The 23,166-nt window shown below is 62.0% G+C and carries 21 protein-coding genes, 1 tRNA gene and 1 riboswitch; of the genes, 10 read left to right on the top strand and 12 right to left on the bottom strand.

Annotated elements, in window-relative coordinates; all coding sequences use genetic code 11:
• Positions 1 to 51 precede the first annotated feature (51 nt).
• Together GJB56_RS27190 and GJB56_RS27185 are read left to right on the top strand one after the other, a co-directional pair.
• Complete coding sequence (locus GJB56_RS27190; protein ID WP_019747034.1) at positions 52 to 687, top strand: ScbR family autoregulator-binding transcription factor; 636 nt, start codon at positions 52 to 54, stop codon at positions 685 to 687.
• Positions 688 to 860: 173 nt separating this feature from the next.
• Positions 861 to 1,757 carry a serine hydrolase gene (locus GJB56_RS27185; RefSeq protein WP_020906342.1) on the top strand — a complete coding sequence of 299 codons (897 nt, stop codon included), beginning with the start codon at positions 861 to 863 and terminating at the stop codon, positions 1,755 to 1,757.
• Positions 1,758 to 1,828: 71 nt separating this feature from the next.
• On the opposite strand, the gene GJB56_RS27180 is transcribed toward GJB56_RS27185, so the two are convergent.
• From GJB56_RS27180 to GJB56_RS27150, 7 genes are all read right to left on the bottom strand, one after another.
• Entirely contained in the window at positions 1,829 to 3,448 is a 1,620-nt protein-coding gene (locus GJB56_RS27180) for a PucR family transcriptional regulator (RefSeq protein WP_020968527.1), read from the bottom strand.
• A 47-nt stretch (positions 3,449 to 3,495) separates the two neighbouring features.
• Positions 3,496 to 4,611 (bottom strand): o-succinylbenzoate synthase, encoded by a 1,116-nt coding sequence (menC, locus tag GJB56_RS27175; protein ID WP_113682165.1) that lies wholly within the window; start codon positions 4,609 to 4,611, stop codon positions 3,496 to 3,498.
• Positions 4,608 to 5,546 carry a GNAT family N-acetyltransferase gene (locus tag GJB56_RS27170; protein ID WP_003945514.1) on the bottom strand — a complete coding sequence of 313 codons (939 nt, stop codon included), beginning with the start codon at positions 5,544 to 5,546 and terminating at the stop codon, positions 4,608 to 4,610. Before GJB56_RS27170 ends, menC begins: the two co-directional genes overlap by 4 nt.
• 2 nt (positions 5,547 to 5,548) lie before the next feature.
• A complete protein-coding gene (locus GJB56_RS27165) occupies positions 5,549 to 6,643 on the bottom strand; it encodes a M20 family metallopeptidase (RefSeq protein ID WP_113682164.1) in 1,095 nt (364 codons plus the stop codon).
• 160 nt (positions 6,644 to 6,803) lie between these two features.
• On the bottom strand, positions 6,804 to 7,661 hold the full coding sequence (locus GJB56_RS27160) for a tryptophan 2,3-dioxygenase (RefSeq protein ID WP_019747028.1): 858 nt from the start codon (positions 7,659 to 7,661) through the stop codon (positions 6,804 to 6,806).
• Between the two features lie 14 nt (positions 7,662 to 7,675).
• A complete protein-coding gene (locus GJB56_RS27155) occupies positions 7,676 to 8,956 on the bottom strand; it encodes an MFS transporter (protein ID WP_097387835.1) in 1,281 nt (426 codons plus the stop codon).
• Between the two features lie 208 nt (positions 8,957 to 9,164).
• A complete protein-coding gene (locus GJB56_RS27150; RefSeq protein WP_019747026.1) occupies positions 9,165 to 10,010 on the bottom strand; it encodes a M55 family metallopeptidase in 846 nt (281 codons plus the stop codon).
• Between the two features lie 203 nt (positions 10,011 to 10,213).
• Here GJB56_RS27150 and GJB56_RS27145 point away from each other — a divergent pair, with 203 nt between their 5' ends.
• Complete coding sequence (locus GJB56_RS27145) at positions 10,214 to 11,689, top strand: amidohydrolase family protein (protein WP_113682163.1); 1,476 nt, start codon at positions 10,214 to 10,216, stop codon at positions 11,687 to 11,689.
• Positions 11,690 to 11,736: 47 nt separating this feature from the next.
• Positions 11,737 to 13,047 carry an alanine racemase gene (locus GJB56_RS27140; RefSeq protein WP_113682162.1) on the top strand — a complete coding sequence of 437 codons (1,311 nt, stop codon included), beginning with the start codon at positions 11,737 to 11,739 and terminating at the stop codon, positions 13,045 to 13,047.
• A gap of 24 nt (positions 13,048 to 13,071) precedes the next feature.
• Here GJB56_RS27140 and GJB56_RS27135 read toward each other — a convergent pair whose 3' ends face one another.
• Positions 13,072 to 14,523, bottom strand: a complete 1,452-nt coding sequence (locus tag GJB56_RS27135; RefSeq protein ID WP_113682161.1) for a sensor histidine kinase — start codon at positions 14,521 to 14,523, stop codon at positions 13,072 to 13,074.
• Complete coding sequence (locus GJB56_RS27130; protein WP_007734368.1) at positions 14,520 to 15,236, bottom strand: response regulator transcription factor; 717 nt, start codon at positions 15,234 to 15,236, stop codon at positions 14,520 to 14,522. The genes GJB56_RS27135 and GJB56_RS27130 overlap by 4 nt, the downstream gene beginning before the upstream one ends.
• Before the next feature lie 188 nt (positions 15,237 to 15,424).
• Here GJB56_RS27130 and GJB56_RS27125 point away from each other — a divergent pair, with 188 nt between their 5' ends.
• The 5 genes from GJB56_RS27125 (at position 15,425) to GJB56_RS27105 (ending at position 19,738) form a co-directional block, all read left to right on the top strand.
• A complete protein-coding gene (locus GJB56_RS27125) occupies positions 15,425 to 15,901 on the top strand; it encodes a hypothetical protein (protein ID WP_133727661.1) in 477 nt (158 codons plus the stop codon).
• A complete protein-coding gene (locus GJB56_RS27120; protein ID WP_113682160.1) occupies positions 15,888 to 17,162 on the top strand; it encodes a hypothetical protein in 1,275 nt (424 codons plus the stop codon). Before GJB56_RS27125 ends, GJB56_RS27120 begins: the two co-directional genes overlap by 14 nt.
• A 43-nt stretch (positions 17,163 to 17,205) precedes the next feature.
• Positions 17,206 to 17,271: riboswitch (guanidine-III (ykkC-III) riboswitch) on the top strand.
• 14 nt (positions 17,272 to 17,285) lie between these two features.
• Positions 17,286 to 17,600, top strand: coding sequence for a DMT family transporter (locus GJB56_RS27115; protein WP_020906330.1), 315 nt, complete (start codon positions 17,286 to 17,288; stop codon positions 17,598 to 17,600).
• 47 nt (positions 17,601 to 17,647) lie between these two features.
• Positions 17,648 to 18,463 carry a hypothetical protein gene (locus GJB56_RS27110; protein WP_019747018.1) on the top strand — a complete coding sequence of 272 codons (816 nt, stop codon included), beginning with the start codon at positions 17,648 to 17,650 and terminating at the stop codon, positions 18,461 to 18,463.
• Between the two features lie 477 nt (positions 18,464 to 18,940).
• Positions 18,941 to 19,738, top strand: a complete 798-nt coding sequence (locus GJB56_RS27105; RefSeq protein ID WP_020968516.1) for a GAF and ANTAR domain-containing protein — start codon at positions 18,941 to 18,943, stop codon at positions 19,736 to 19,738.
• A 106-nt stretch (positions 19,739 to 19,844) separates the two neighbouring features.
• Here the strand turns inward: GJB56_RS27105 and GJB56_RS27100 are convergent.
• Positions 19,845 to 19,916: transfer RNA gene (locus tag GJB56_RS27100), tRNA-Thr, on the bottom strand.
• A gap of 122 nt (positions 19,917 to 20,038) precedes the next feature.
• Here GJB56_RS27100 and GJB56_RS27095 point away from each other — a divergent pair.
• Complete coding sequence (locus tag GJB56_RS27095; protein ID WP_019747016.1) at positions 20,039 to 21,466, top strand: threonine/serine ThrE exporter family protein; 1,428 nt, start codon at positions 20,039 to 20,041, stop codon at positions 21,464 to 21,466.
• An 83-nt stretch (positions 21,467 to 21,549) separates the two neighbouring features.
• Here the strand turns inward: GJB56_RS27095 and GJB56_RS27090 are convergent, their stop codons facing one another.
• Together GJB56_RS27090 and GJB56_RS27085 are read right to left on the bottom strand one after the other, a co-directional pair.
• On the bottom strand, positions 21,550 to 21,798 hold the full coding sequence (locus GJB56_RS27090) for an MbtH family protein (protein WP_003945538.1): 249 nt from the start codon (positions 21,796 to 21,798) through the stop codon (positions 21,550 to 21,552).
• Positions 21,795 to 23,141: a lysine N(6)-hydroxylase/L-ornithine N(5)-oxygenase family protein gene (locus GJB56_RS27085; protein ID WP_019747015.1), complete on the bottom strand. Its 1,347-nt coding sequence runs from the start codon at positions 23,139 to 23,141 to the stop codon at positions 21,795 to 21,797. Before GJB56_RS27085 ends, GJB56_RS27090 begins: the two co-directional genes overlap by 4 nt.
• Between the last annotated feature and the right edge of the window lie 25 nt (positions 23,142 to 23,166).

Raw genomic sequence — 23,166 nt, 5'->3', positions numbered from 1 at the left:
CTAGGGCCCTAAAACTGGTTCACGTGTTAACAGTCGGAGGACAAGGGAGCAATGCAGGAACGTGCCAAGATCAGTCGCCGACAGATTCTTCAAGGCGCTGCTGATCGGTTCGAAGTCACGGGGTACGGCAGCACGAGCATGAATGACATCGTGTCCGCGGCGCAGATGACCAAGGGCGCGGTCTATTTCCACTTCTCGTCCAAAGACGAATTGGCTCAGGCGGTCATCGAAGAACAGCACCAGATGTCGATCACTGCCTTCACCGCAGTTGCAGCCACGGGCGCACCGGCACTGGAGCAGCTCGTCATGGTGTGCCACGAGATGGGCCGCCAACTCGTCGCGGACCCGATTGTTCGTGCGGGAGTCCGACTTACCCTCGAATTGGCCTCTGCCGACGGTTCGCAAGGCCCGTACGTCGTGTGGATCCGCGAGCTTCGAAAACTGGCCGAGGCCGCGAAGCTCGAAGGCGACATCCGCGACGACGTGGAGCCGGAATCGGTGGGTCGCGTGGCGATCTCGGCATTCACCGGCGTTCAACTGGTTTCGAACGTGCTCACCAGACGAAGCGATTTGAACGACCGTATCGACGAATTGTTCACCATCCTGTTGGCAGGCGTGGTCTCGGACAAGCGTCGGACCGACGTCGCCGAACTGGTCGGACGTCGCCTCGAAACTTATGCGTCCTGACCCCCGGAACACCCCTGCCCCCGGAACACCCTGACAATCGGTTGATTCGGCGTATCAGCACCGAACCGTGCGCCAACCTTCGTCGATTCGTACAAGACCCCCCGGCGTCGACTCACTATCGTCAGATCCACGAATAACCCAGATATACGGATACCGACGAAAGGGCTTCTCGAATGACCGAAACCGCCACGTACGTTGAGAGCGCACAGCAGGAGATCGCTGCTGTACTCGCCGAAGCGAAGACCGATGCGTTCGTCCACGCACGCGACATCGATTCCGGCGAAGAGTTCGGCTACGGCGCTGACGAAGGTGTCATCCTCGCCTCCGTTTTCAAGATTCCTGTTGTACTCCAGTACGCCCGTGAAGTTGCGGCCGGCACCCTTGATCCGACCGAGCACGCCACGGTGACCGCCGAGTTCCGCTCCGGCGGCATCGGTATCGGCGGCTGCGCCGACGACGTCACCGCAAGCTGGCGAGATCTCGCTCTGCTCATGATGAGCTTCAGCGACAACGCCGCCACGGACTTCTTGTACGAACGCCTCGGACTCGACAACATCGTCGCAACGCTGCGCGGGCTCGGTTTGGAGAAGACCAACTTGGTCCGTGACTGCCGTGGTCTGTTCAAATCGGTCTACGACGACCTCGGTGTCGACAAGGGCACCTTGCTGGAAATGCCGCCCATCGAAATTCTTCGGACAATTTCCGTCATGGATCCGGCCCGTTCCAACTCCAGCACTCCTCGTGAGATCACAATGTTGCTGGCTGCAATCTGGAGGGACGAAGCCGGCCCCGCATCAGCCTGTGAAGAAGTCCGAACCATCATGAGCAAGCAGGTCTGGCCGCATCGCCTTTCGTCCGGTTTCCCCGACGAGGTCACTGTCGCCGCCAAGACCGGAACGCTGGGATTGGTACGAAACGAAGCCGGCGTCGTGGCGTACCCGGACGGCAAGCGTTACGCCGTCGGTGTCTTTACCAAGTCCCACGAACTCACCCACCGCGCCCCGAAGATCGACGCCTCCATCGGAACCGTCGGCCGCATCGCTGTCGAAGCACTTCGCAACAACAGCTGATCTGAACCCACTGACAAAGAATGCGGCTCGCGCTGAGAAATCAGTGCGACCCGCATTTTTCGGCTTTCGAGCTAGCGTGGACCGCGCAGACGAAGATGCACCATCAACCGGAAGCGGACGTTGGGATCGTCCAGGTCCAACGCGGCCATACCCTTCAACTTGCTGAGACGATACCGAAAGGTGTTGGGGTGTACGTGCAATGACGCCGCGGCGTCACCGACGTCACCGAAGGCGTTGAGCCACGCATCGAGAGTGTCGACGAACGAGGTCGCATGAGCTGCGTCGTGGCTGGCGATCGCCTCGATGGGTCCGAGGTCCGAGAACCCTTCGGCTGCAGCTTCCGACGCGATCTCCAACAGGATGGCATCGACGTGGACGCTACTGAAGGTGGCGACGCTGCCCGACGCTCGTCCCGCCAACAACACTTCGAGGGCATGTTCGGCGTCGCGCTTCGATCGGCTCAGCTGCGCCGGTCTGGTCACGACCCGGCCGATCCCGATGATCGTGTCGCCGGACGCTCCGGTTCGGTCCAGGAAGTCCGAGGCCACACGGAACGCCTGTAGCTCGGCTTCTGCCGGGGAATGCCCTCGCACCGACAGCACCGCGTAGCCGGTTCCGTTGACCAGAGCAGCAGCCGACTGTGAATGGACCGCGCCCAGGTGCATGGCCAGAGCGTCGGTCAGCCGCACCACATGGGCTGCGTCGTCCGGCTTCGACGATCCTTCGAAAGACCTGCGGCCCAATGCCATCACGAGTGCGGGACCGGTCCCGAGGCCGAGGCGATTCATCGCGTCGACCGCACCGGATCCACCGTCGAGAAGGGTTGCGATCAGGTCTGCGCGCAGTCGACGCTCGGCGTCGGCGCCGCCGCGCAACCGCAACATCTGCAGTGCAATCAACCCGGCCGAATCGCGCAGTGCACGCATCCGGTCCTCGGACATCGGCTCACCGGTTGCCACCCACATGGAGCCGAGGAACTCGTCGCCGGCTCTGATGGACACGGCGATACGACCCATTTTCGTACCGAGGGTCTCGGCCGAAACCCACACCGGATCATCGCTGCGATAGAGCCGGTCGAAGACTCCCGCTTCTTCGAGCACTCGAATGTACTGGTCAGGAACTTGGCGCTCCAGAACGGTCGCGATACGTGGACCGTCACCTTCTTCCTGACGTCCGGAGAAGGCGATGACCCGTGAGCTTCGGTCCTCGATCGTGATCGGCGCATCCAGAAGTGCGCTGACGGCGTTGGCGAAAGCGAACAGATCGCCGGCCGGTCCACCTCCGCGCGAGTGGATGTGCCCGACTTCGTTCCGTGCCGAGAGCACCGAATGAAGCAGGCTTGTGAGCTGAACCCACGAAACTCCACGCGCCAAGGTCAATACGACAACGCCGGAGGAGATGATGGATTCACGGTCGGCATCGCTGACCTCGGTGGTCACTCGCGCGACCACCACGCGTACTCCGCGCTCGGCCAGGCCGGCCACGGACTCCGCGATACGTTCGCCTCCGGTGATGCCGACGAGCAGCACCATGGAGTCCGGTGTCGAGGGTGAGTCGTCGTCGGGGTCGTGAATGACCACCGAGGCGATCTCCTGGACCGCCTCCGGGTCGCCGACAACCGGGTTCAGCACCGTAGTTCCCACGTCTTCGAGAAGCCGCACCAAACTGATGCGAGGTCGTACGGTGCCCACGTCTATCACTCCTTCGTCCTGTGAACGAAGTGTGTCATAGTGATTCGTCAAAGCCGATCCATGCCGATCCATTCGACCGACGTGGTGATTGCTTCGAGCAGGTCAGGGATCGGTTCGACGCCGATGCCCGGCCCTTCCGGAACCTTCACGTAACCGTTGTCGAGTACGAACGGCTCGGTGATGTCTTCGGCGAAGTACCGGTCGGAAGCCGACGTATCGCCTGGTAGGACAAATCCGGGGAGCGCGGCAAGGGCGACGTTGGCAGCCCTGCCGATTCCGGTCTCGAGCATTCCGCCGCACCACACGGCAATTCCGTTGGCCTTGCAGACGTCGTGGATACGACGCGATTCCAGATAACCGCCCACACGTCCCGGTTTGATGTTCACCACGCTGCACGCACCGATTGCCAGAGCGTCGGCGGTGACCTTCGCGGAGGTGATCGACTCGTCGAGGCAGACCGGCGTCCGCATCATCTCGGCCAGCCTGGCGTGGCCACGCAGTTCCTCTTCGGGAAGCGGCTGCTCGATCAGCAGGAGGTCGAAGTCGTCGAGCCGCTGGAGATGGCGCGCGTCAGCCAGGGTGTACGCCGTGTTCGCGTCGACCTGGAGGAGTACGTCGTCGCCGAACCTCTCGCGGACTGCGCGAACCGGCTCGATGTCCCAGCCCGGTTCGATCTTCAGTTTGATGCGCAGGTATCCGGCCTCGAGGAACCCGCCTACCTCTTCGAGCAGTTCGTCGATCGAATTCTTGATACCCACCGAAACACCCGCGGGTACGCGATCGACTACTGCACCCAGGTACGAAGACATGCTCGTCCCGGCGGCCCGTAACTCGGCGTCGAGAAATGCGGTTTCCAGTGCCGCTTTGGCCATGGGGTGTCCGGCGAACTGTTCCATCGCCGCGCTCAGGGCATGCACGTCGGGATCGGTGAGTTCGCCCAGAGACGGAATCAGGAACTTACGAAGGACTTCGGCGGCGCCGTCCGTGTATTCGGAGCAGTAGCGAGGCTCGGACATCGCAACGCACTCGCCCCAGCCCGCCGACTCCGAGGTGACCACCTTGACGAACAACACGTCCTTGGTGGTCTCCGTGCCGAACGAGGTTCGGAACGGCGCCTTCAACGGCATTGCTGCCCGGCGTAATTCAACTCCGTCGATCTTCACGATGTAACCTCCGCTGTTGTCCTGCCTGCCTGTGTTCCCGGCGCACGGTCCAGTACATATTTTCCGGTCCTGGTGACTGCGAGAACCACTCCGTTCTCGGCGAGCACACCCCCGAGAGTCTCGCGGACTGCCAGGCGCCAGTCGTTCGCTGCCGCCGGGTCCGACTTACGCAGTGTGTACACGTCATTCGGTGTAGCCACCGTGACGAAACGATTCTTGGTCGACTTCAACACGGGCAGGCCGGCTTCGGAGATCGACAACAGTTCGCTCGCTCCCAACGACTCGGGAGTCGGGACCTCTCCCGAACCGGCGACGACGTCGGAAACCTTGCTGCTACCGATTTCCCAGTCGATCAGCAATCGGTCGCTGTCTGCGCCGCCGTTGAGACTGTCGTTCATCGGCGCGTAGAAACGCGGCAGATACTGGATCGGGAACGCACCGAGTTTCGAGACGTTGAAGTAGGCATTGCGAGCGACGAGCGGGTCGAAAGTCCACCGCACGTGGAGAATTCCTCGTTCCAGTGCCCACGCTCGCTGGAACAGTTTCAACGCGAGGCCGATGTGCCCGTTCTGCACGTTCGGCAGGATCCCCGTGATGTGTGAATGCAACGAACGATGTTGCGGTTCCTCGAAGAATGCAACCGAGCCGCCGATCAGATCTCCGCCACGAAAAGCGCCGGCGACGTAGTTACCGGAGTGCGCGAGCGCTTTCATCATGTCCCGATGGACGGGAGGGTTACCGCTCTCCGGCTGCCATACCTTCTCGAACAGACCGAATACCTGTTCCAACTCGGCATGCCCGGTGACGGTTTCGATAGTCACACATGCAAGCAGGGCGGCTTGCTCGGCCTGGCTGATTGCTTGCCGCATCCGTGAAGGCGATACACCTCCGAATGGTTGAACGGTCTTGCGTTGGACATTGTTCGGCGACGTCATCGTCACAGTCCTCCCTCCAGGATTCGAGTCACCAGACCGGCCAACAAGGTGGCGCGCGGGATCATCTGATCTATCTCTACGTGTTCTGTCGCTGCGTGGGCACCACCGCCGACGGCACCGAGGCCGTCCAACGTGGGAGTTCCGACTGCGGCAGTGAAATTTCCGTCCGACGCACCGCCGACTGCGCAGTCGCGAAGCATTCCCAACCCGCTCTCACTGCTGACCTGGTGAGCGAGAAAGTACAGCTTCTCCGAAGACACTGATTCCAGTGGTCCGCGGTTGGGTCCTCCGGACACCGAGATTCGGCTTTCGGCCAGCGCCGGTGTCAGCGCACGGATCGAACGGTCGATGCGTTCCTGTTCCTTCGCGGACCACATGCGAACGTCACACCACAGTTGCGCTTGCGCTGCAACGGTATTGGTCGTGGTTCCGCCACTGATCACGGACGGCACCACCGACGTTCCCGCCGCCGGGTCCGCGAGCTCCACCACGGCCTGAATCTGATGTGCGAGCTCAACTACGGCGTTCACACCTCGCTCCGGTTCCAGTCCGGCGTGTGCAGCGCGTCCCTCGATGTCGACGCAGTACAGCGACATACCCTTGCGCGCGGTCTTCACCGCGCCGTCGGCGGCGGCCTCGAGTACCAGCACAGCGTCGACCTGACGGGCTTGCTCCTCGATCAGTGCGCGCGAAGTCGGGGAGCCGATTTCCTCGTCGGAATTGAGGAGCACGACCACCCCGTCGAGCGACGGAAGCGATGCGAGCGCATGGAAGAGCTGGACGATGCCGGCCTTCATGTCGAAGACTCCGGGTCCGGTGGCGATGTTGTCGGTGACCGACCAGGGCAACTCCGCGAGCGTTCCGAGCGGCCAGACGGTGTCGAAATGGCCCAGGAGCATCACCTTCGGCTCCGCGCCGAACGACCAACGCAAGTGCTGGCGTCCGTCGATACGGATACGTTCGGGGGCGCTTCCGAGATGGCGTTCGCCGATGTCGGCCACCACGTCCGCACATGCATCGACTGCGCCGAGGTCGGAACTGGGCGACTCGACGGTTACCAGCGCCGCCAGGTCCGCCACCATTGATTTCTTGTCCACTCCGACGCTCTCCTGTCACCGACTTGCAACTTCGCAGTCAAGCTTGGCCGAAGCGACCCTGTCGGATCTTGTCCAAGACTCCTGTCCTTCGGGCTCGGATTCGTCGTGTGTCACGAACAGCTGGGTGTGACAAGCAACTGTGTGTCATCAAGCAGGTGTGTCAGGTACCGATCTCTGTTCGGGCGGCAAACAGCTCGGGGAAGAAGCTCAACTCCAGCGCACGTTGCAGGAACCCGGCACCACCACTCGAACCGCCGGTCCCCTTCTTCATGCCGATCACCCGCAGCACGGTCCGAAGATGCCGGAACCGCCACAGCTGAAAGCTCTCCTCGAGGTCGACCAACTCCTCGAATGCCTCGTACGCCGTCCAGTGCTGTTCGACGTTCTCGTAGATTGCCTTGACCAGCGGAATCAGCTCGTCGTTTCGCACGTAGGGCGCGCTGACGTCTCGTTCGAGAGCCGACGCCGGAACGTCGTAACCCTGCCTGGACAGGTACCGCCAGAACTCGTCGTACAGCGTCGGCTCTCCGAGCAGGGTCTCCAACAATCGATGGGCGGACGGATCCGATTCGAACACCTTCAGCATGCCGGCGTTCTTGTTTCCGAGCACGAATTCCACGGCGCGGTACTGGTACGACTGGAACCCCGACGAGTTGCCGAGAACGCCCCTGAACTCCGCATACTCCGCCGGCGTCAGTGTCGCCAACACGGACCACTGTTCGGTCAGAGTGGCCTGGATGTGTTTGACGCGTGCGATCCGCTTGAATGCGACCCGAATGTCGTCGGCAGCGATCGCTGCTCTGGCCGCCCGTATCTCGTGGAGAAACAGCTTGAGCCACAACTCGCTGGTCTGGTGCTGAATGATGAACAAGAGTTCGTCGTGGTGTTCCGGCTCGCTCACCGGATGCTGCGAATCCAGGAGGGTATCGAGTCCGAGGTAGGCCCCGTAACTCATCTTCTCGGAAAAATCGGTGACGACGTCGTCTTCGATCTTTCGTGTGCCGTCCGTTGCCGACATCTTCAGTCTCCTTCTCAGAATTTCGCCGGGGTCTGCGGAACGATCATGGCCACCAATGCGGCAGCGCTCGTCGCTCCGACCAGGACTCCGAATGCAGCCATGTACGAGAACTGGTCCACCATCCATCCCATCACGAGCGGGGTGATGAAACCGGCGAACTGACCACAACCGTTGATCAAACCCATTCCGGAACCGAGGAATTCGGAAGGAAGTGCCCGCAACGGCATCGCGAAGATCGACATCGAACACAGACCGCTGATGCCTAGAGCCAACGTCTCGTAGAACGTGAACATCGCGACGGTGTCAGCGGTGGTCATCAGGAACAACAGGACTGCCGACGTGGCCATACACGGAACCAGAAGAATCCGAGCCCGGTCGTGGAAGTACTTGTCCACCAACCGCCCGCCCACAATCGTTGCCAGCGCCGTGACGATGAAAGGGATCGCGGCAAAGATTCCCGTGTCGATCAGCGAGAGTCCCTTGTCGTTGAGCAGATAACTCGGCACCCAGGTCATCAGACCGTACGCGGACATGTTGGCCAGGCAGAACAGAATTGCGAACTTCCACACCGACGCGGACTTGAACACCGCGGCGCGAGAGTGCTCGCTCGCCAGAGGTTGCAGCGCAGCCTCAGGATCTTCCGAGATGTCCGTGTCCAACGGTGCCGGCAGCACCAACCACACCACCGTGCCGATCACAGCGCCGACGATCGCCACCAGCCAGAACGCGTCACGCCACCCCACGGCCATGAGGACCGGCGCGATGATCAGCGGTGCGACGCCGGGGCCGAGGTTGTTGGCGCCGAGCATGAAACCCATCGCGGTCGCTCTGGTTTTCGGACGCGTCCGCTCAGCCAAAGCCTTGAACGACGCCGCCGGAAAGAGCCCCTGGCTGATACCGAACATCGCACGCATGACCATCAGCGAGATGAGACCCCACGCGAACCCTGTCAACGCGGTGAACACCGACCACAGGATCAAAGCAACGATCAACAGTGGCCTGGGTCCGAAGCGGTCGGCCAACATTCCGCCGGGGACCTGCCCGAGCATGTAGAAGATCGCGAAGACCGAAACTACACCACCCAACTGCGTACTGCTGAGCGAGAATTCGTCGCCGATCATCGGAAGCGCAAGCCCGATCATGACGCGATCCACCATGTCGATCAACCAGATAGTACTGAGCAGCCCCACCGTAACGGTGGTCGTGCGACGAATCGACTTGTTGTCCACCATGTTTCGAACCGAACCGCCGGTCCCCCGCGATGATTCTTCCACCGTGACGCGTTCCGCCTTCATCAAGCCTCCCGAATTGTCTTGTGCCGCATGGACTAGAACATTGAAAAGACTGATGAAGTGTGACAGCGAACACGTCTACCGCATTGGTCCGTTTCACCAATACCTGAAGCAACGTTTGGTCGGTCGGAACATGTTCTGCCCCAGTAGATGACAAATGCCGCCGACGCACACGGCGTCGGCGGCATTTCGCGATGGAGTCGCTACTTCATCACGTGCGATTGGCGACTGCCACGATCGTCGAGACGCCTGCGGCTGCAAGCCGAGCATTGACAGTGATCAGGCCGAGAATGTCGTCGACGCTGCCGAGTGTGTGCGAAATCGTACGATCCGAAATCCGTCGTGAGCCGGGAACAGCCTCGGCGAGTTCAGCTCCCGTAGTGGTGGGGTGAACGATCTCGAGGGTCCATTCGTCACGCAGCTCGACCGGCTTCAGTGTGTCGGCCTTGCGCACTGCGCGCTCGGCGCCTGCTCGGATCTGCTCGCACGCCAGCGACGGCGGCAGCGAATTGGTTGCCGACCATCCGTGTGCCTTCTTGACCTCGACGGTCTCGGTTGTCGGCGAGGCCGCGTCCACCAAGCCACAGATGATGTCGTCACCCGTCACGAGACCGACGGGAACGCCCTGGGTGGCAGCGTAGAGGGTGTTGACGTCGGTCTCGGAGACGGACTTGCCGTCGAGGCGGACGTCGGCGAACAAACTCGAGAACGTGTGCGCCAAGACGCCGGGTCCACCAGCTGGTGCGTGATAGCCGACAAACAGGGCGACGTCGTGATCCGACGTCATTCCTTCGGCCATGCACTGCATCTTGGGTGATCCGAAGATCAGGCGCGCCCGTGGATCCAGATCGGCGTGAAGCAGGTTGTCCATCGTTCCGTGGCTGTCGTTGACCAGGACGCTCGTCGCACCGGCGTCGAACGCACCGGCGATCGCAGCATTGGTCTCGGCAGTCATGAGCATCTGCGCACGGTGGTAGCCGCCACCGCCGCGGATCGTCTGATCGAGCGTCGCGATACCCGCGATACCCTCCATGTCCACCGAAATATAGACGTGCATTCCTGTCCTCCATCGATCTCAATCGGCTGAATTGATAACTTCGCTTTCACCTTCACACTCGACTGCATTCGTTTCTTGTCCGGTCGAACGGTGAGTCGGCCTCCATTTGGGACGTTCACACCAGAATCCGATACCCGAGCCGTGAAACCATCGGGACATTCGCCGGGCCAGGCGGTTCGACCAACGACAGGAGTGCAGCGCTGATGCAGGTCCACGACATCGTGTTCACCGGCGGCCGCGTCGTCGATCCCGCATCGGGGACCGACGAGGTTCGGGGCATCGCGATCACCGACGGCAAGGTCTCGGCGTGGGGTCACGACGCGATCGAGGCTCGGCAGACGATCGACGTGACCGGTCAGGTGATCTGCCCCGGATTCATCGACCTGCACAGCCACGGACAGGAAATCGCCGAGCAGCGACTTCAAGCGTTGGACGGAGTGACGACGGCCCTCGAACTGGAGGCAGGCGTCATTCCTGTTGCGAAGGCATATGCGCGTGCCGGTGCCGAGGGGCGCCCGATCAACTACGGCTACGCGACGTCGTGGGCGCACGCCCGCATGATCGAACTCTCGGGCGCCGATCCCGATGGCGACATCAGGACTCTCCTGCACCATGTCGGTTCCCCGAGCTGGCAGGGCGAACCCACCGCCTCCCAGCGTGCACACATTCTCGAACTCCTCGAAAACGATCTGGCTGCAGGCGCTCTCGGCATCGGCGTGGTGGTCGGGTACGCCCCGAAATCCGATCCGGCCGAGTACCTGCAGGTGGCGGATCTCGCGGCCCGAGCCGGTGTTCCCACCTACACCCATGCGCGCCCACTCATCTCGGCCGATCCGTCGAGCCCGGTGGACGGCGCCGTCGAAATCGCCCGTGCAGCAGCCGAAACCGGCGCGCACATGCACTACTGCCACGTCAACAGCACCTCAGGAATGCACGTCGACCATGCACTGTCCGTGGTGGCTCAGGTCCAGGCAGCCGGATCTCGCGTCACGACAGAGGCGTATCCGTACGGGTCAGGCTCGACGGCCGTCGGAGCTGCGTTTCTCGATCCAGACAAGCTGCATCTGATGAATCTGACACCACGATCGCTGACTTTCGTGCCCACCGGTGAACGTATCGCGGACCGCAAGCAGCTGGAACATCTTCGGGCAACCGACCCCGGCGGACTGGTGTTGGTGGAGTTCCTCGACGAGAACGACATCGTGCAGCGCGAATTCCTCGAACGAGCGATGACTTTCGACCGCGCCGCCATCGCGAGCGACGCGATGCCACTGACCTGGCCAGGCCGTACCGCTGCCGATGCGTTGCAGTGGCCATTGCCGGAGAAGGCGCTCGGCCATCCCCGCGGCGCCGGCACCTATGCACGTGCGATTCGTACGCTGTACCGCGAGCGTCAACTGCTGTCGCTGTCGGAGATCATCGCGCGCTGCTCGTTGATCCCCGCGCAGATTCTGGAGGAGTCGGTTCCCTCGATGGCGACGAAAGGTCGGATCAGCCCCGGTAGCGACGCGGACATCCTCGTTTTCGACCCCGAGCGAATCACCGACAACGCCACCTACATCGACGGCACCCGTCCCTCCACCGGAATCAGCCGCGTGCTGGTCGGCGGCGTACCCGTCGTCGAAGGCGGTGCCGTGGTCCAGGACGCGTTGCCCGGTCGCCCGGTACGCCGCTCATAGCCGGATCTCGTTCTGACCTGCATAGTTCTGACAGAAAGTCACCACACATGAACACATCGTCTGCAATCAACGGCACAATCGATGCCATGACGGATTTCGCGAACCCCCCGATCGGTTGGCAGCACAAGGCATTCGGCACCGACCTCGAAGGTCGCGACGGCTCCGACCTGGAGCCACTGGGGATCTCTGCGCTCGACGGCAACCTCCTGCTACCCGTGATGACACTCGATCGTGCAGCGATCGCGCACAATGTCGACCTCATGGCGCAGTTCTGCTCCGATCACGATGTGGATCTGGCGCCCCACGCGAAGACCACGATGAGCCCCGAACTGGTTCGTCGGCAACTCGACGCCGGGGCTTGGGCGATGACGGCGGCAACCGTTGCGCAGGCACGCATTCTGCGTGAGTTCGGTGTGGACACCATCATCATCGCCAGCCAGGTTCTCGATCCCGCCGGCATTCGGTGGATCTGCGACGCACAGGCCACCGACCCCGATTTCTTCGTCACCACCCTCGTGGACTCGGTCGAGAGCGTCCGCCTGATGGAACAGTTGATCGCGAAAGTCTCACCGGCCAGCCGTATCCGGGTTCTCGTCGAACTCGGCTACGACAGCGGACGCGCGGGCGCTCGCACTGTCGAGCAAGCACTCGACGTCGCACGCGCAGCATCGCAGGCACCTTCGTTGATTCTCACCGGAGTCGAGGGGTTCGAGGGCATGATGCCCGGAGCCTCGGTAGCAGCCCGCCGTATCTCCGTCGATTCGTATCTCAAATCCGCGCGGGTTTTCACGGAAATCTGTGTTGCCGAGAACCTGTTCGAGAACAACTCCGCGAAGGCTCCCCGGCCACTGGTCACTTTCGGCGGCAGTGCGTTTCACGATCTGGTTGTACGCGAGCTGGCCGGCCGGTGGGCACTCGACAACGGTGTACGCGTCGTGCTGCGCAGCGGTTGCTACATCACTCACGATCACGGTCTCTATGCCCAGACTTCGCCGTGGGCTGACGGTCCGCGAACTCTGCAGGGAGCCGCAGAGGTCTGGGGCGTAGTGCTCTCAATACCTGAACCCGGACGGGTGATCCTGGGCTTCGGCCGCCGCGATGTCGGTTCCGACGCAGGCTTTCCCATAGTCCTGTGGCGCCGACGCGACGGATCCAACCGACCAGCGCGAGAACTGACCATCACCGCGCTCAACGACCAGCACGCGTACGTCGACGTTCCGGCTGACTTCGACGTGAAGGTCGGCGATCTGCTCGGTTGCGGAATCTCGCATCCCTGCACCACGTTCGACAAGTGGTCACTGATTCCCGAGGTCGATTCGGATTACCGCGTCGTCGGCACGGTGCACACCTACTTCTGAGGGGCCGGTTGCGGTAATCCGGCGTCAGTCGTCCTTCGGGTCACGCGGCAATTCGACGCGGAACGTCGTCCCCTGCCCGAGGGAGGTCTCGACGCTGACGGTTCCGTCGTGCGCTGCAACCAAAGCCGAAACGATGGACAGGCCGAGACCGGCGCCCCCGGTCTCACGGGTGCGAGAGGTGTCGGCGCGGTAGAAACGCTCGAAGATCCGCGCGGCATCCTCGTCACTCAAACCCTGACCGGTATCCGAAACCTCGACCACCGCGGAGTTCTCGGTCGTACCGACACGAACGGTGACCTGCGCATCCGGCGGAGTGTGTTTGATCGCGTTGCCCACCAGATTGGCAACTACCTGACGCAGCCTGGCCTCGTCACCCTGCACTTCGGGCAGGCCCGGGCCGCCGGTCATCTGAAGTTCGACAGTTCGATCCGGTGCGATCGCTCGTGCCGCCTGTACCGAATCCGCCGCAACTGCAAGCAGATCCACCGGCTTGTTCTCGAGTGGACGCTGTTCGTCGAGTCTTGCCAGCATGAGCAGATCCTCGACCAGAAGTCCCATCCTCGACGCCTCGCCCTCGATCCGGTTCATCAGCGTTTCCGTATCCGTCATGGCGCCTTGGCGATACAACTCGGCGAACCCACGAATAGTCGTCAAGGGTGTGCGCAACTCGTGGCTCGCGTCGCCGACAAACCTACGCATCTTCTCCTCGGATCGCCGTGCTGATTCCTCCGAAGCTTCGGTCGCGGCAAATGCGTGTTGAATCTGCGCGAGCATTCCGTTGAGCGCCACCGACAGTCGGCCGACCTCGGTGCGGTCGTCACGCTCCGGGACTCGTCGATGAAGGTCGCCGGCGGCAATGGCAGCGGCAGTTTCCTCAACCTCGACCAGCGGACGAAGGCTCCGACGAACCACGAAATACGCTCCGCCGCCCAAGATCAGCAGGACAACCAGGCCGATGCCGAGTTGCAGGCCGACCAAGTCGTCGACGGTCTGTTCGATATCCGTCAGTCGCACACCGATAGTCGTGGTCGTGCCGTCGCGGACCGTCGTGAGAACTCGCCAGTTCACGTCCGAACCGTCGCTCGATCCGACGGTGATCGGGCCGCTGGTGGAATCTTTCGACAGGTCGGGTTCGGTTGTCGTCGACTTGTCGTTGAGAGTGAACACCTTCCCGTCCGGGGTCACCGTCCGAACGAAGAAGGGACTGGGCGGACGAGTTTGCGGACCGACATCGCTGGGTGGCTGCAAATCTCTGGTGTGCGGCTTTGCCCAGCCGTCGACCGCCTCGTACAGCGTTTTGTCGGTTCGCTGGGTCAGTGAATTCTCGAGAGCAGAAGTGACCGCGACGCCAGACGCCAACAGACCCAGCGCCGCCAACACCAGCAAGGCCGCAACCAGGGTGAAACGCAGCGGCAGTGAATGGAGACGGAAACGACCCCGCTTCGGAAGCTGATCGTTTTCCGCGGCGGCGATCATTGCCGCGGTTCACGCATCACGTAGCCGACCCCACGCAAGGTGTGAATCAGCGGTGTCTCCCCCGTATCCACCTTGCGCCGCAGGTAGGACACGTAGGACTCGACAACTCCGACCTCCCCGCCGAAGTCGTAGTTCCAGACGTGGTCGAGAATTCGAGGCTTACTGAGAACCGTCCCGGCATTGACCATGAAGTATCGGAGCAGTGTGAACTCGGTGGGTGAGAGTGCAACCAACTCGCCCTTCTTCCAGACCTCGCGGGTGTCGTCGTCGAGTTCGATGTCGGCGAACTTCACCCGCGGCGACTGCTCCGGTGCGACCCCGCGGCCGGCGCGGCGCAGGATGACCCGCAACCTCGTCACGACCTCTTCGAGGCTGAACGGCTTGGTCACGTAGTCGTCCGCGCCGAGGGTCAGGCCGCTGATCTTGTCGTCGAGCGAATCCTTCGCCGTCAGAAACAGGACCGGTGCGTCCACACCGTCGGCACGGAGGCGTCGAAGCAGACCGAAGCCGTCCATCCCGGGCATCATGACGTCGAGAACAATCGCGTCGGGACGGAATGTCCGTGCGACGTCCAGGCCTTGGGCTCCGCTCGAAGCAGTCGCCACCTCGAAGCCCTGGAATCGGAGGCTCACGGAGAGCAACTCCACGATGGTGGGTTCGTCGTCGACGACGAGGATGCGGGCTTCGGGGGTCTTGTCGGTCACGAGAACCATCTTCTCCCCTGCCACTGGATTCTCGCTGTATGTTCCCTGGGAGCTTCCTGTGAACGGCTGAGTGCAGGTGAAAAGCTGAGTGCAGGCGAAAAGCTGAGTGCAGGTGAAAAGCTGGGGTACAGGCCCACGAACCGGAAGGATGCGGCATGTCACTACCTCCACTGTGGAACATGGAATGACTGTGGAACATGGAATGCTTGACCTGGCGTATTCCTCTGTTCACCAACAACTCCGATACCAGCGAGGATCCCGGCTTCGCGCCACCGGAGTCTTGGGCACAAGCACTCGCAGCTGTTGCCCAAGATCTGCGTTGCCTGCGATTCGGACCTGAAGTTGTTGTCGATCGTCTGATCTGGGAATTTTCGATCAACAGCGACTACAACGTCACGATCGGCTGGCAAGGCGCACGTGACATCGGCGGATTCAGCCACTTCAACGCACTGTCGATGGATACTGCATTCGCGGACGCTGCGGTGTGGGTCGCCGATATCGTTCAGACCAAATTGGCCGGCTACGACTTCGTTCAGTGGCCGAGCCGAGGGCGCCATCTGCTTGTTCCTCGACTTCGAGACGGGGAACCAGTGTGGATGGATCCGCACGGCGATGCGACGATCAGTCGTATAGGCGAGTTGTGCAAAAATTCGACGAATTATGCAGCAACGTAGCCCAGTTCAAATCGCTCAGCTCTACGGTTCGGTGGCGTCCGCGCTGGTCGGCGGTGTGGTGGCTGCGTACGCAGTGGCCGAGTCCCGAGTTGACGACTTCTCGTTCTCCGACGACGGCCTCACCTCGGTGGTGATCACGCCGCAGTGGGCGGGAGCAACTGCCGCTGTGGTTGCGGCGGTCGGTGTTGCGCTACTACATCGCTGGGGACGTGGCGGACTCGCGAGTGTCTTCGCTGCCGTTGGCGCCCTCGTCATCGCGCTACCAGCATTCGTCCCTGTCTCCGCCTCGATATCGGTGACCCTGAACGCAATGGGAGCCGGCACTTTCCTCGCGGCGGCGGCATATCCGACGAAGAGTCACCGCGCAGCACAAATTGCTCTCGCACTCGGGGTGACCGCGACGACCCTGTACTTCGGCGCCGCAGACTTGTGGCGCGATCGCGTCGCAAGGTGGTCGCTCACACTTCCGGGCGATACCTACCCCGTGCCGTCCACGGTTCCCGTCTGGATACTGCTCGCTGCAACCCTTCTGGTAGCCGGAGTCGCCTCGGTCGCACGATCAGGTCAAGAGACGGACGACGTCGACACACGCCTGGCGACTTTGGGAGTTGTTCTGCCCCTGGCATTCACGGCCCTGTATGCGTGGTTGGGCTCGACGTCGACATCGCATGGGTCCTGGGTGACGGCGGTGGTGATCGCAGTTGCCATTACCGTCGCACTGGCTTGGCGTTTGCCGCAACACGACGGCCGCTTCATACTCGCCGGACTCGCAATCGGCGCGGTTTCGATCAGCTCGATTTCCTTTTCATCCGACTGGACTTGGGCGGTGCCCACGGTGGGTGCTGCGCTGGCGCTGGGCGTCGCCGTCGGCTGGAAAAGACCAATGCCCCAACTCGGGCTGGGACTGCTTGCCGTGACCGCACTCTCGGGATTGCTGGATGCCGCCCTGACCACGGTCGCCTATGTCTTCGTCCTCCCGCTTGCGCTGGGACTGGCCGTCGCGTCATGCATGCCTGTTGCCGTCGGAGCAGTCGCGAGCGGGTCGGTACTTCCCTTCACTCTTACCTTGTTCTCGGTTTCAGCGACCTTCCTGGACCCTGTCTCGCAGGAATTCGGGTGGTCGACCGCTCCGCTCGAGGAACACGGTCCGGCCGCCGTGACCACGCCGATTCCATTGACTGTTCTCGCTGCGACGGCGACGATTGTGGTGGCCATGTCGACCATCCATCTGAAGAGAGTTCGAACGGCTGTGGTGACCTAAATCGCCAGCTGATCGGGTCGGAACGCAGAATTCTGTTGCTATGGTTGGGTGGTCAACGACGACATCCGGACGAGCGCACCGTACCCGGCCAGCGAAAAGACGGTGCCTTGGGAGTTGTTCACCATGGCATGGATCGTGCTCGTCATTTCCGGACTTTTCGAAGCTGTCTGGGCTACCGCGCTGGGTAAGTCCGACGGATTCAGCAAGATGTCACCCACCGTTGTCTTCATCCTCGGCCTGATCGTCAGTATGGCCGGCCTCGCGTATGCAATGCGCACCCTTCCCATCGGAACTGCGTACGCGGTCTGGGTCGGCATCGGCGCCGCCCTGACCGTCGGATACGCGATGATCACCGGCGCGGAGTCCACGTCAGTCGTCAAGATTCTGCTGATCCTTGGCATCGTCGGTTGTGTGGTCGGTCTGAAGGTCCTTCACTGACCGGCGATCCTGATGAGTGTTTGTGTGTTACCGGTTACAGTTAACGCATGAAACTGCTGGAGATGCTCACGCTTCCCCTACGCGCGGGCATTGCAGCCGCAGAGATCAGTTTGGGTATCGCCGAGCTGACGGTCACGACAGTTCGTATCGCCGTCGGTAATACCGGTGCCGTGACGGCGGGTGCAGCAGGCTTGGCCAGCCCTCGCGGACCCATGCAGATGATCCAGCAGTTGTCATCGCTTACTGCAGACGATCGGCCCATCGGGCAAGCCTTGGCCCCCGGTGGGCCGCTCGATCGCCTTCTCTCACCCGGCGGCCCGGTCGACAAACTGACTGCACCCGACGGCACTCTCGAACGACTTCTCGCTCCCGGCGGACCACTCGAAAGACTTCTTGCTCCCGGCGGACCGCTGGATCGGGTGCTCGCCGAGAACGGCGCCTTGGAACGGTTGCTCGCTCCGGACGGTCTCCTCGACCGAATGATGGCGGAGGACGGTCCGCTGGAACGCCTGACCGCACAGGACGGTGCCGTCGAACGCCTGACTGCCAAGGACGGTGTCATCGATCGCGCACTGGCCGAGAACGGCATCCTCGAAACGCTCTTGGCGGAGAACGGCGCCTTCGAACGGCTCATCGCCGAAGGCGGCCCGCTTGACCAGATCGTTGCACTGTCCGATACCTTGACTTCGCTCGCCCCCAACCTCGAGAGAATGAGCGCCAGCATCGAGGTACTGCAGGAAACAGTCGGAATCCTCAGTGCTGCAGTCGGTCCACTCGGAGAACTGGCCGGCAAGCTTCCCAATCGCTGGCTCAAGAGCAAGGGCGAGCGCCCAGGGCCGGACCTTCCGATCGAATCGGCATAACAAACGGTTACTCGCCGATTACGCGGTCAGTTGTTGATCACGATGTTGAGATTGATGATGATTCCGCCGAAAGTCAGAATCGTGTTGGCCAAGCCAACGGTCATTCCACTGTTCAGAGCCGCGATCAGTCCGTTCATCGTCGTATCCCCTTCACTGTCTGCGGGTTACGCGTACAAGATTGTGCGCTGGCGCTGACAATAGGCCAAGTTCGCGACCTGCGCGCCATTGCGGAGAAAACTTGTACCGCGGTCGCAGTTTCCGCGTTAACTGTTGCAGGACAACGCAATTCCATACTCGGCGCACTACCCGCAAATGACTGAACCAAACATCACGATTAGGCATACGTATCCCACCCGCATAACCGTCTGCCCCACCAGACACTTGTCCACCCAAACAGAGTGCACAACAGTTAGTCCGGTGCAACAATAAGACGAATCGGACATGCCTGCGACGTGATGGGGAAGGGTGGTTGAGACAATGACGGCGCCGCGCATTGCCAGAGAACACCGCGGCCCTACCGGGGGCCGAAATTCTGCGTCGCAGGACAGCCTGGACGCCGCCTCGGACGCCCTGCAATCGCTGTACGCGCACCTCGATCCACATGCCCAGGCCGAGCAATTTCTCGAACAGGTCTGCAAACACGCCGTCGATCTCATCGCCGACGCCGACATGGCCGGAATTACCATCGGCGGTTCGGATTCGACATTCCGAACCGTAGCCGCCACCCATCAACTCGTTCGCACCGTCGACTCGATCCAATTCCGACTGGACTACGGACCGAGTGTGACGTCGTCACGCACGGGCACGGTTGTACGTGCGCATGCCAGCGAAGCCCACAGCCGGTGGCCTCAATTCGCAAGCGCGGCAAAAGCAGTCGGCGCCGTCAGCTTTCTGTCGATGCCATTGCCCGGTAGAGATCGCCCACTGGGAACCCTCAATCTCTACAGCCATGACCTCCGAGGCTTCACCGGCGCCGACGTGGCATTGCTCCAACTGTTCGCCGTCACCTCGTCCTACGCACTGCACAGCTCGCAGCGCCTCGACATCGCCAGAAAGCACGCGATGGACCTCGAGCGTGCACTCGAATCGAGAGGCGTCATCGAACAGGCCAAGGGCATCATCATGGGCACCCACCGCGTCGACGCCGACCGCGCCTTCCGCATCCTCATCCAGGACTCACAGCGCAGCAACGTCAAACTGCGAGTGATCGCCCAGCAGTACATCGACGGCGCGATCGATCCGCGCCAGGCCACGAACAAGCCTGAGACCAACTGAACCCGGCAAACACAGCATCTCCGCAAACACAGTGCTTCGGCAACCACAGCGCTTCGGCAAACACAGAGGCACCCACCAGAATCTTGGTGAGTGCCTCTACTTTCGGAGCCTCCTGTCGGGATTGAACCGACGACCTTTCGCTTACAAGGCGAGTGCTCTACCACTGAGCTAAGGAGGCGAAGACCGACGCGTTGCCGCGACTGACTTTGCGGAGCCATCATATCCAAGCCGTCACGGTGGCCGCGCCCGGGTCACGTTAGATAGCGTGGGCCCCATGCGCAACTCCCACTCCGCCCCCTGATGGCGAAATTCACCGAAGCACTCACACGCCTGACGGGAAACCGCCAAGCCACCGTCGACACGGTCACGTCGGCTCCCGCGCCGCTACAACCGATCGACCTCACCGACGACGCCGTCGTCGCAGAAGTTCTGGACCTGGCGGTTCGGGTCGGCGAAGTCCTCCTCGCCTCCGGGACCGCAGCCATGGACACGGCGGAGCAGGTGCAGTTCATCGCCGCCACCTACGGCCTTGCTCAGTGTGACGTCGACGTCACTTACAACTCGATTGTGCTCTCTGCCTATCGCGGCCCGACGCGACCGCCGGCGAGCACGATGCGCATCGTCCACTACCGCTCGATGGACTTCACGCGACTGGCGGCTGTCGACCGTCTGACGCGTCGTATCCGCCGTGAGGCGATCACACCGGACCAAGCACACGACGCGCTCACAGCCATCACGACGGCGCCGCACCCGTACAACCGATGGACCGCGACCATGGCCTGGGCAGCGATGGCGGCTTCGGTCTCCGTACTGCTCGGCGGCGGGTTCCTCGTTGCCACAGTCGCGTTTCTGACGACGATGGTGATCGATCGGGTCAACCGCGTACTGAACCGGTTCGGATTACCGTTCTTCTTCCAGCAGGTTGTCGGTGGTCTCATCGCGGCTGCGCCCGCCGCGACGCTCTATACCTTTCAGGATCAGCTGGGGATCAGTATCCGGCCGTCGCTGGTGATCGCGGCCGGCGTGGTCGTCTTGCTGTCGGGGCTGTCGCTGGTGGGCTCGGTCCAGGACGCGATCATGGGTGCGCCCATCACGGCCGTCGCGCGATTCTTCGAAGTGGTGATGATGACGGGCGGCATCATCGCGGGCGTCGCGATCTCGTTGCGAATGACCGGGATGCTGGGTTCGACGCTTCCACCGATCAACGTGGAAGTATCGACCATCACGCAGTTGCCGATCCTCATGCTCTCCGGCGCGTGTGCGTCGGTCTTCTACGCTCTTGCCTGCTACGCCGAGCGGCGTGCACTCACCGCGGCATTCCTGGGCGGCGCGGCCGGCAGCGGTGTGTCGATCTTCGTGCAAACACTCGACGTCGGCCCCGTGATCGCCGCAGCGATCGCGGCGACCGTCGTCGGTCTTGCCGGTGGTCTGATGGCTCGCCGCGCCCTGACGCCTCCACTGGTCGTCGCGGTCGCAGGCATCACTCCCCTGCTCCCCGGTCTGTCGCTGTACCGAGGCCTGTACGCGCTGCTCAACGACCAGGTACTGATCGGTCTGACTGCCTTGCTGTCGGCATTCGGCATCGGCTGCGCTCTGGCCGCTGGCGTGACGCTCGGCGAATGGGGAGCGCGAACTCTGCGTCGTCCACGAATCCTGATGCGCGTGGACTCGCTACGCCGACCGATGGTCCGCAAGCGCAAACGCCGCGTTCCCGTCACCGAGAAGTAAGAGAGTTTCAAGCAGAAAGAGCTGGGCACCTGACGGTGCCCAGCTCTTTCGGTTCACTCGGGGGTTTCCGAGCATTGAGAGAATCAGCTCTCGACTGCGTGCTTTCCGCCGGCAGCCTGATCAGCTTCCATTGCCTCGCGCAGGCTCTTCGGACGCATGTCGGTCCAGTTCGCCTCGACGTATTCGAGGCACGCCTTGCGGCTGTCTTCACCGAACACCACGCGCCAGCCAGCGGGGACCTCGGAAAACGTGGGCCACAGCGAGTGCTGGTCCTCGTCGTTCACCAGCACGTAGAAGCGGCCGTCTTCGTCATCGAAAGGATTAGTGCTCATCTCGCCTCACTTGTTACGTACGTGTCTTGTGCGCCCAGACTAGCAAGCGCACCAGTTCGGTTCTGGTGGCTCAGAACCGACGCCAGAATCTCCCCCGCCCGCACTGCCACGTTCGACAGCAGCGACGACGTCAATCCGTGAGTCTGTTCTGTCCCACCCTGCAGATAGATACCGCCTGTCACGTCCTCCGTTACAGCCAGTCGATAATCCCGACTGACGTTACGCGGAACGGACGAATCCGGCACGAGTTCACCCAACAAATTGTCCAGCGGCGCCGGGGTGAAACCCGTGGCCAGAATGAGTGCGTCGCACGACAGCGTGTCGGTCAAGCCGTCGAGGTTGCTGCGGACGGCCAGTTCGATGCCGGATTCGGTCTCCACGGCACTCGTGATCTCCGAGGCCCGACGCATGAACAGTCGCCGCGGCCCGCGAACCATCTCCTGATACTCGGTGGCATAGAGCTTGTTGATCAGTTCGATGTCGACGACCGAGTAATTGGTACTGCGGTGCAGATCGAGAAGTCGACGTCGTTCCGCGGCGTCGGCGCCGTGCAGCTGATCGACGGCTTCGGGATCGAAGATGCGATTTGCGTACGGGCTGTCGTCTGCCGGGCTGTAGCCGTAGCGGGCAAAAACACTGTGGACTTCGGCGTTCGGGTAGTTCGCGTGCAGGTAGTCGACGATCTCCGCGGCACTCTGACCGGCACCGAGAACAACGAACCGGTTGTGCACGGGCTCAGGCATTGCTTCGAGGTGGAAGAGGAACTGGTGGTTGTGGAAGCACCGGGACGACGGCGTTGCCCACTCCGGGATCCGCTCTTTCAATCCGGCGCCGACGACGATGTTGCGGGCGATCACCGTTTCACCGTCGGCTGTGCGAACCGCAAAGCGATCGACAACGCCGTCGGAGTTCTTGATGCCCTCGACCCCGTCGACGGTTGTACCGAACTGCACATCCGCGTCGACTCGTCGAGCTGCCCAGCACAGGTAGTCGTTGAACTCGTGACGCGTGGGAAAGAAGGTCTGGTGGTTGACGAAGTCGACCAGCCGCCCCTGCTCGAACAGATACGAGAAGAAGCTGTATCCGCTCTGTGGGTTACGGAACGTCACCAGGTCCTTCGGAAACGCGATCTGCATCGTGGCACCGTCGAGCAGCATCCCGGGATGCCACGCGAATTGAGACTGCTTTTCGAAGAACCGCGCATTCACCCGATCAACGGCTGCACAATTTGCATTGTGTTCTTCGACAGCGATGGCCAACGCGAGGTTGGCCGGACCGAACCCGACGCCGACGATGTCGACCACGGCGGGTTCGGCGCTGGAGTCTCTCGGTGATTCACTCATTACAGGTAGTCCATCCCCGACGGGA

This window comes from Rhodococcus sp. AQ5-07 (assembly GCF_009707305.1).
Classification (GTDB): Bacteria; Actinomycetota; Actinomycetes; order Mycobacteriales; family Mycobacteriaceae; genus Rhodococcus_F; species Rhodococcus_F erythropolis.
The sequence above is the reverse complement of the archived record's forward strand: the minus strand, read 5'-3'. Positions and strand labels throughout refer to the sequence as shown.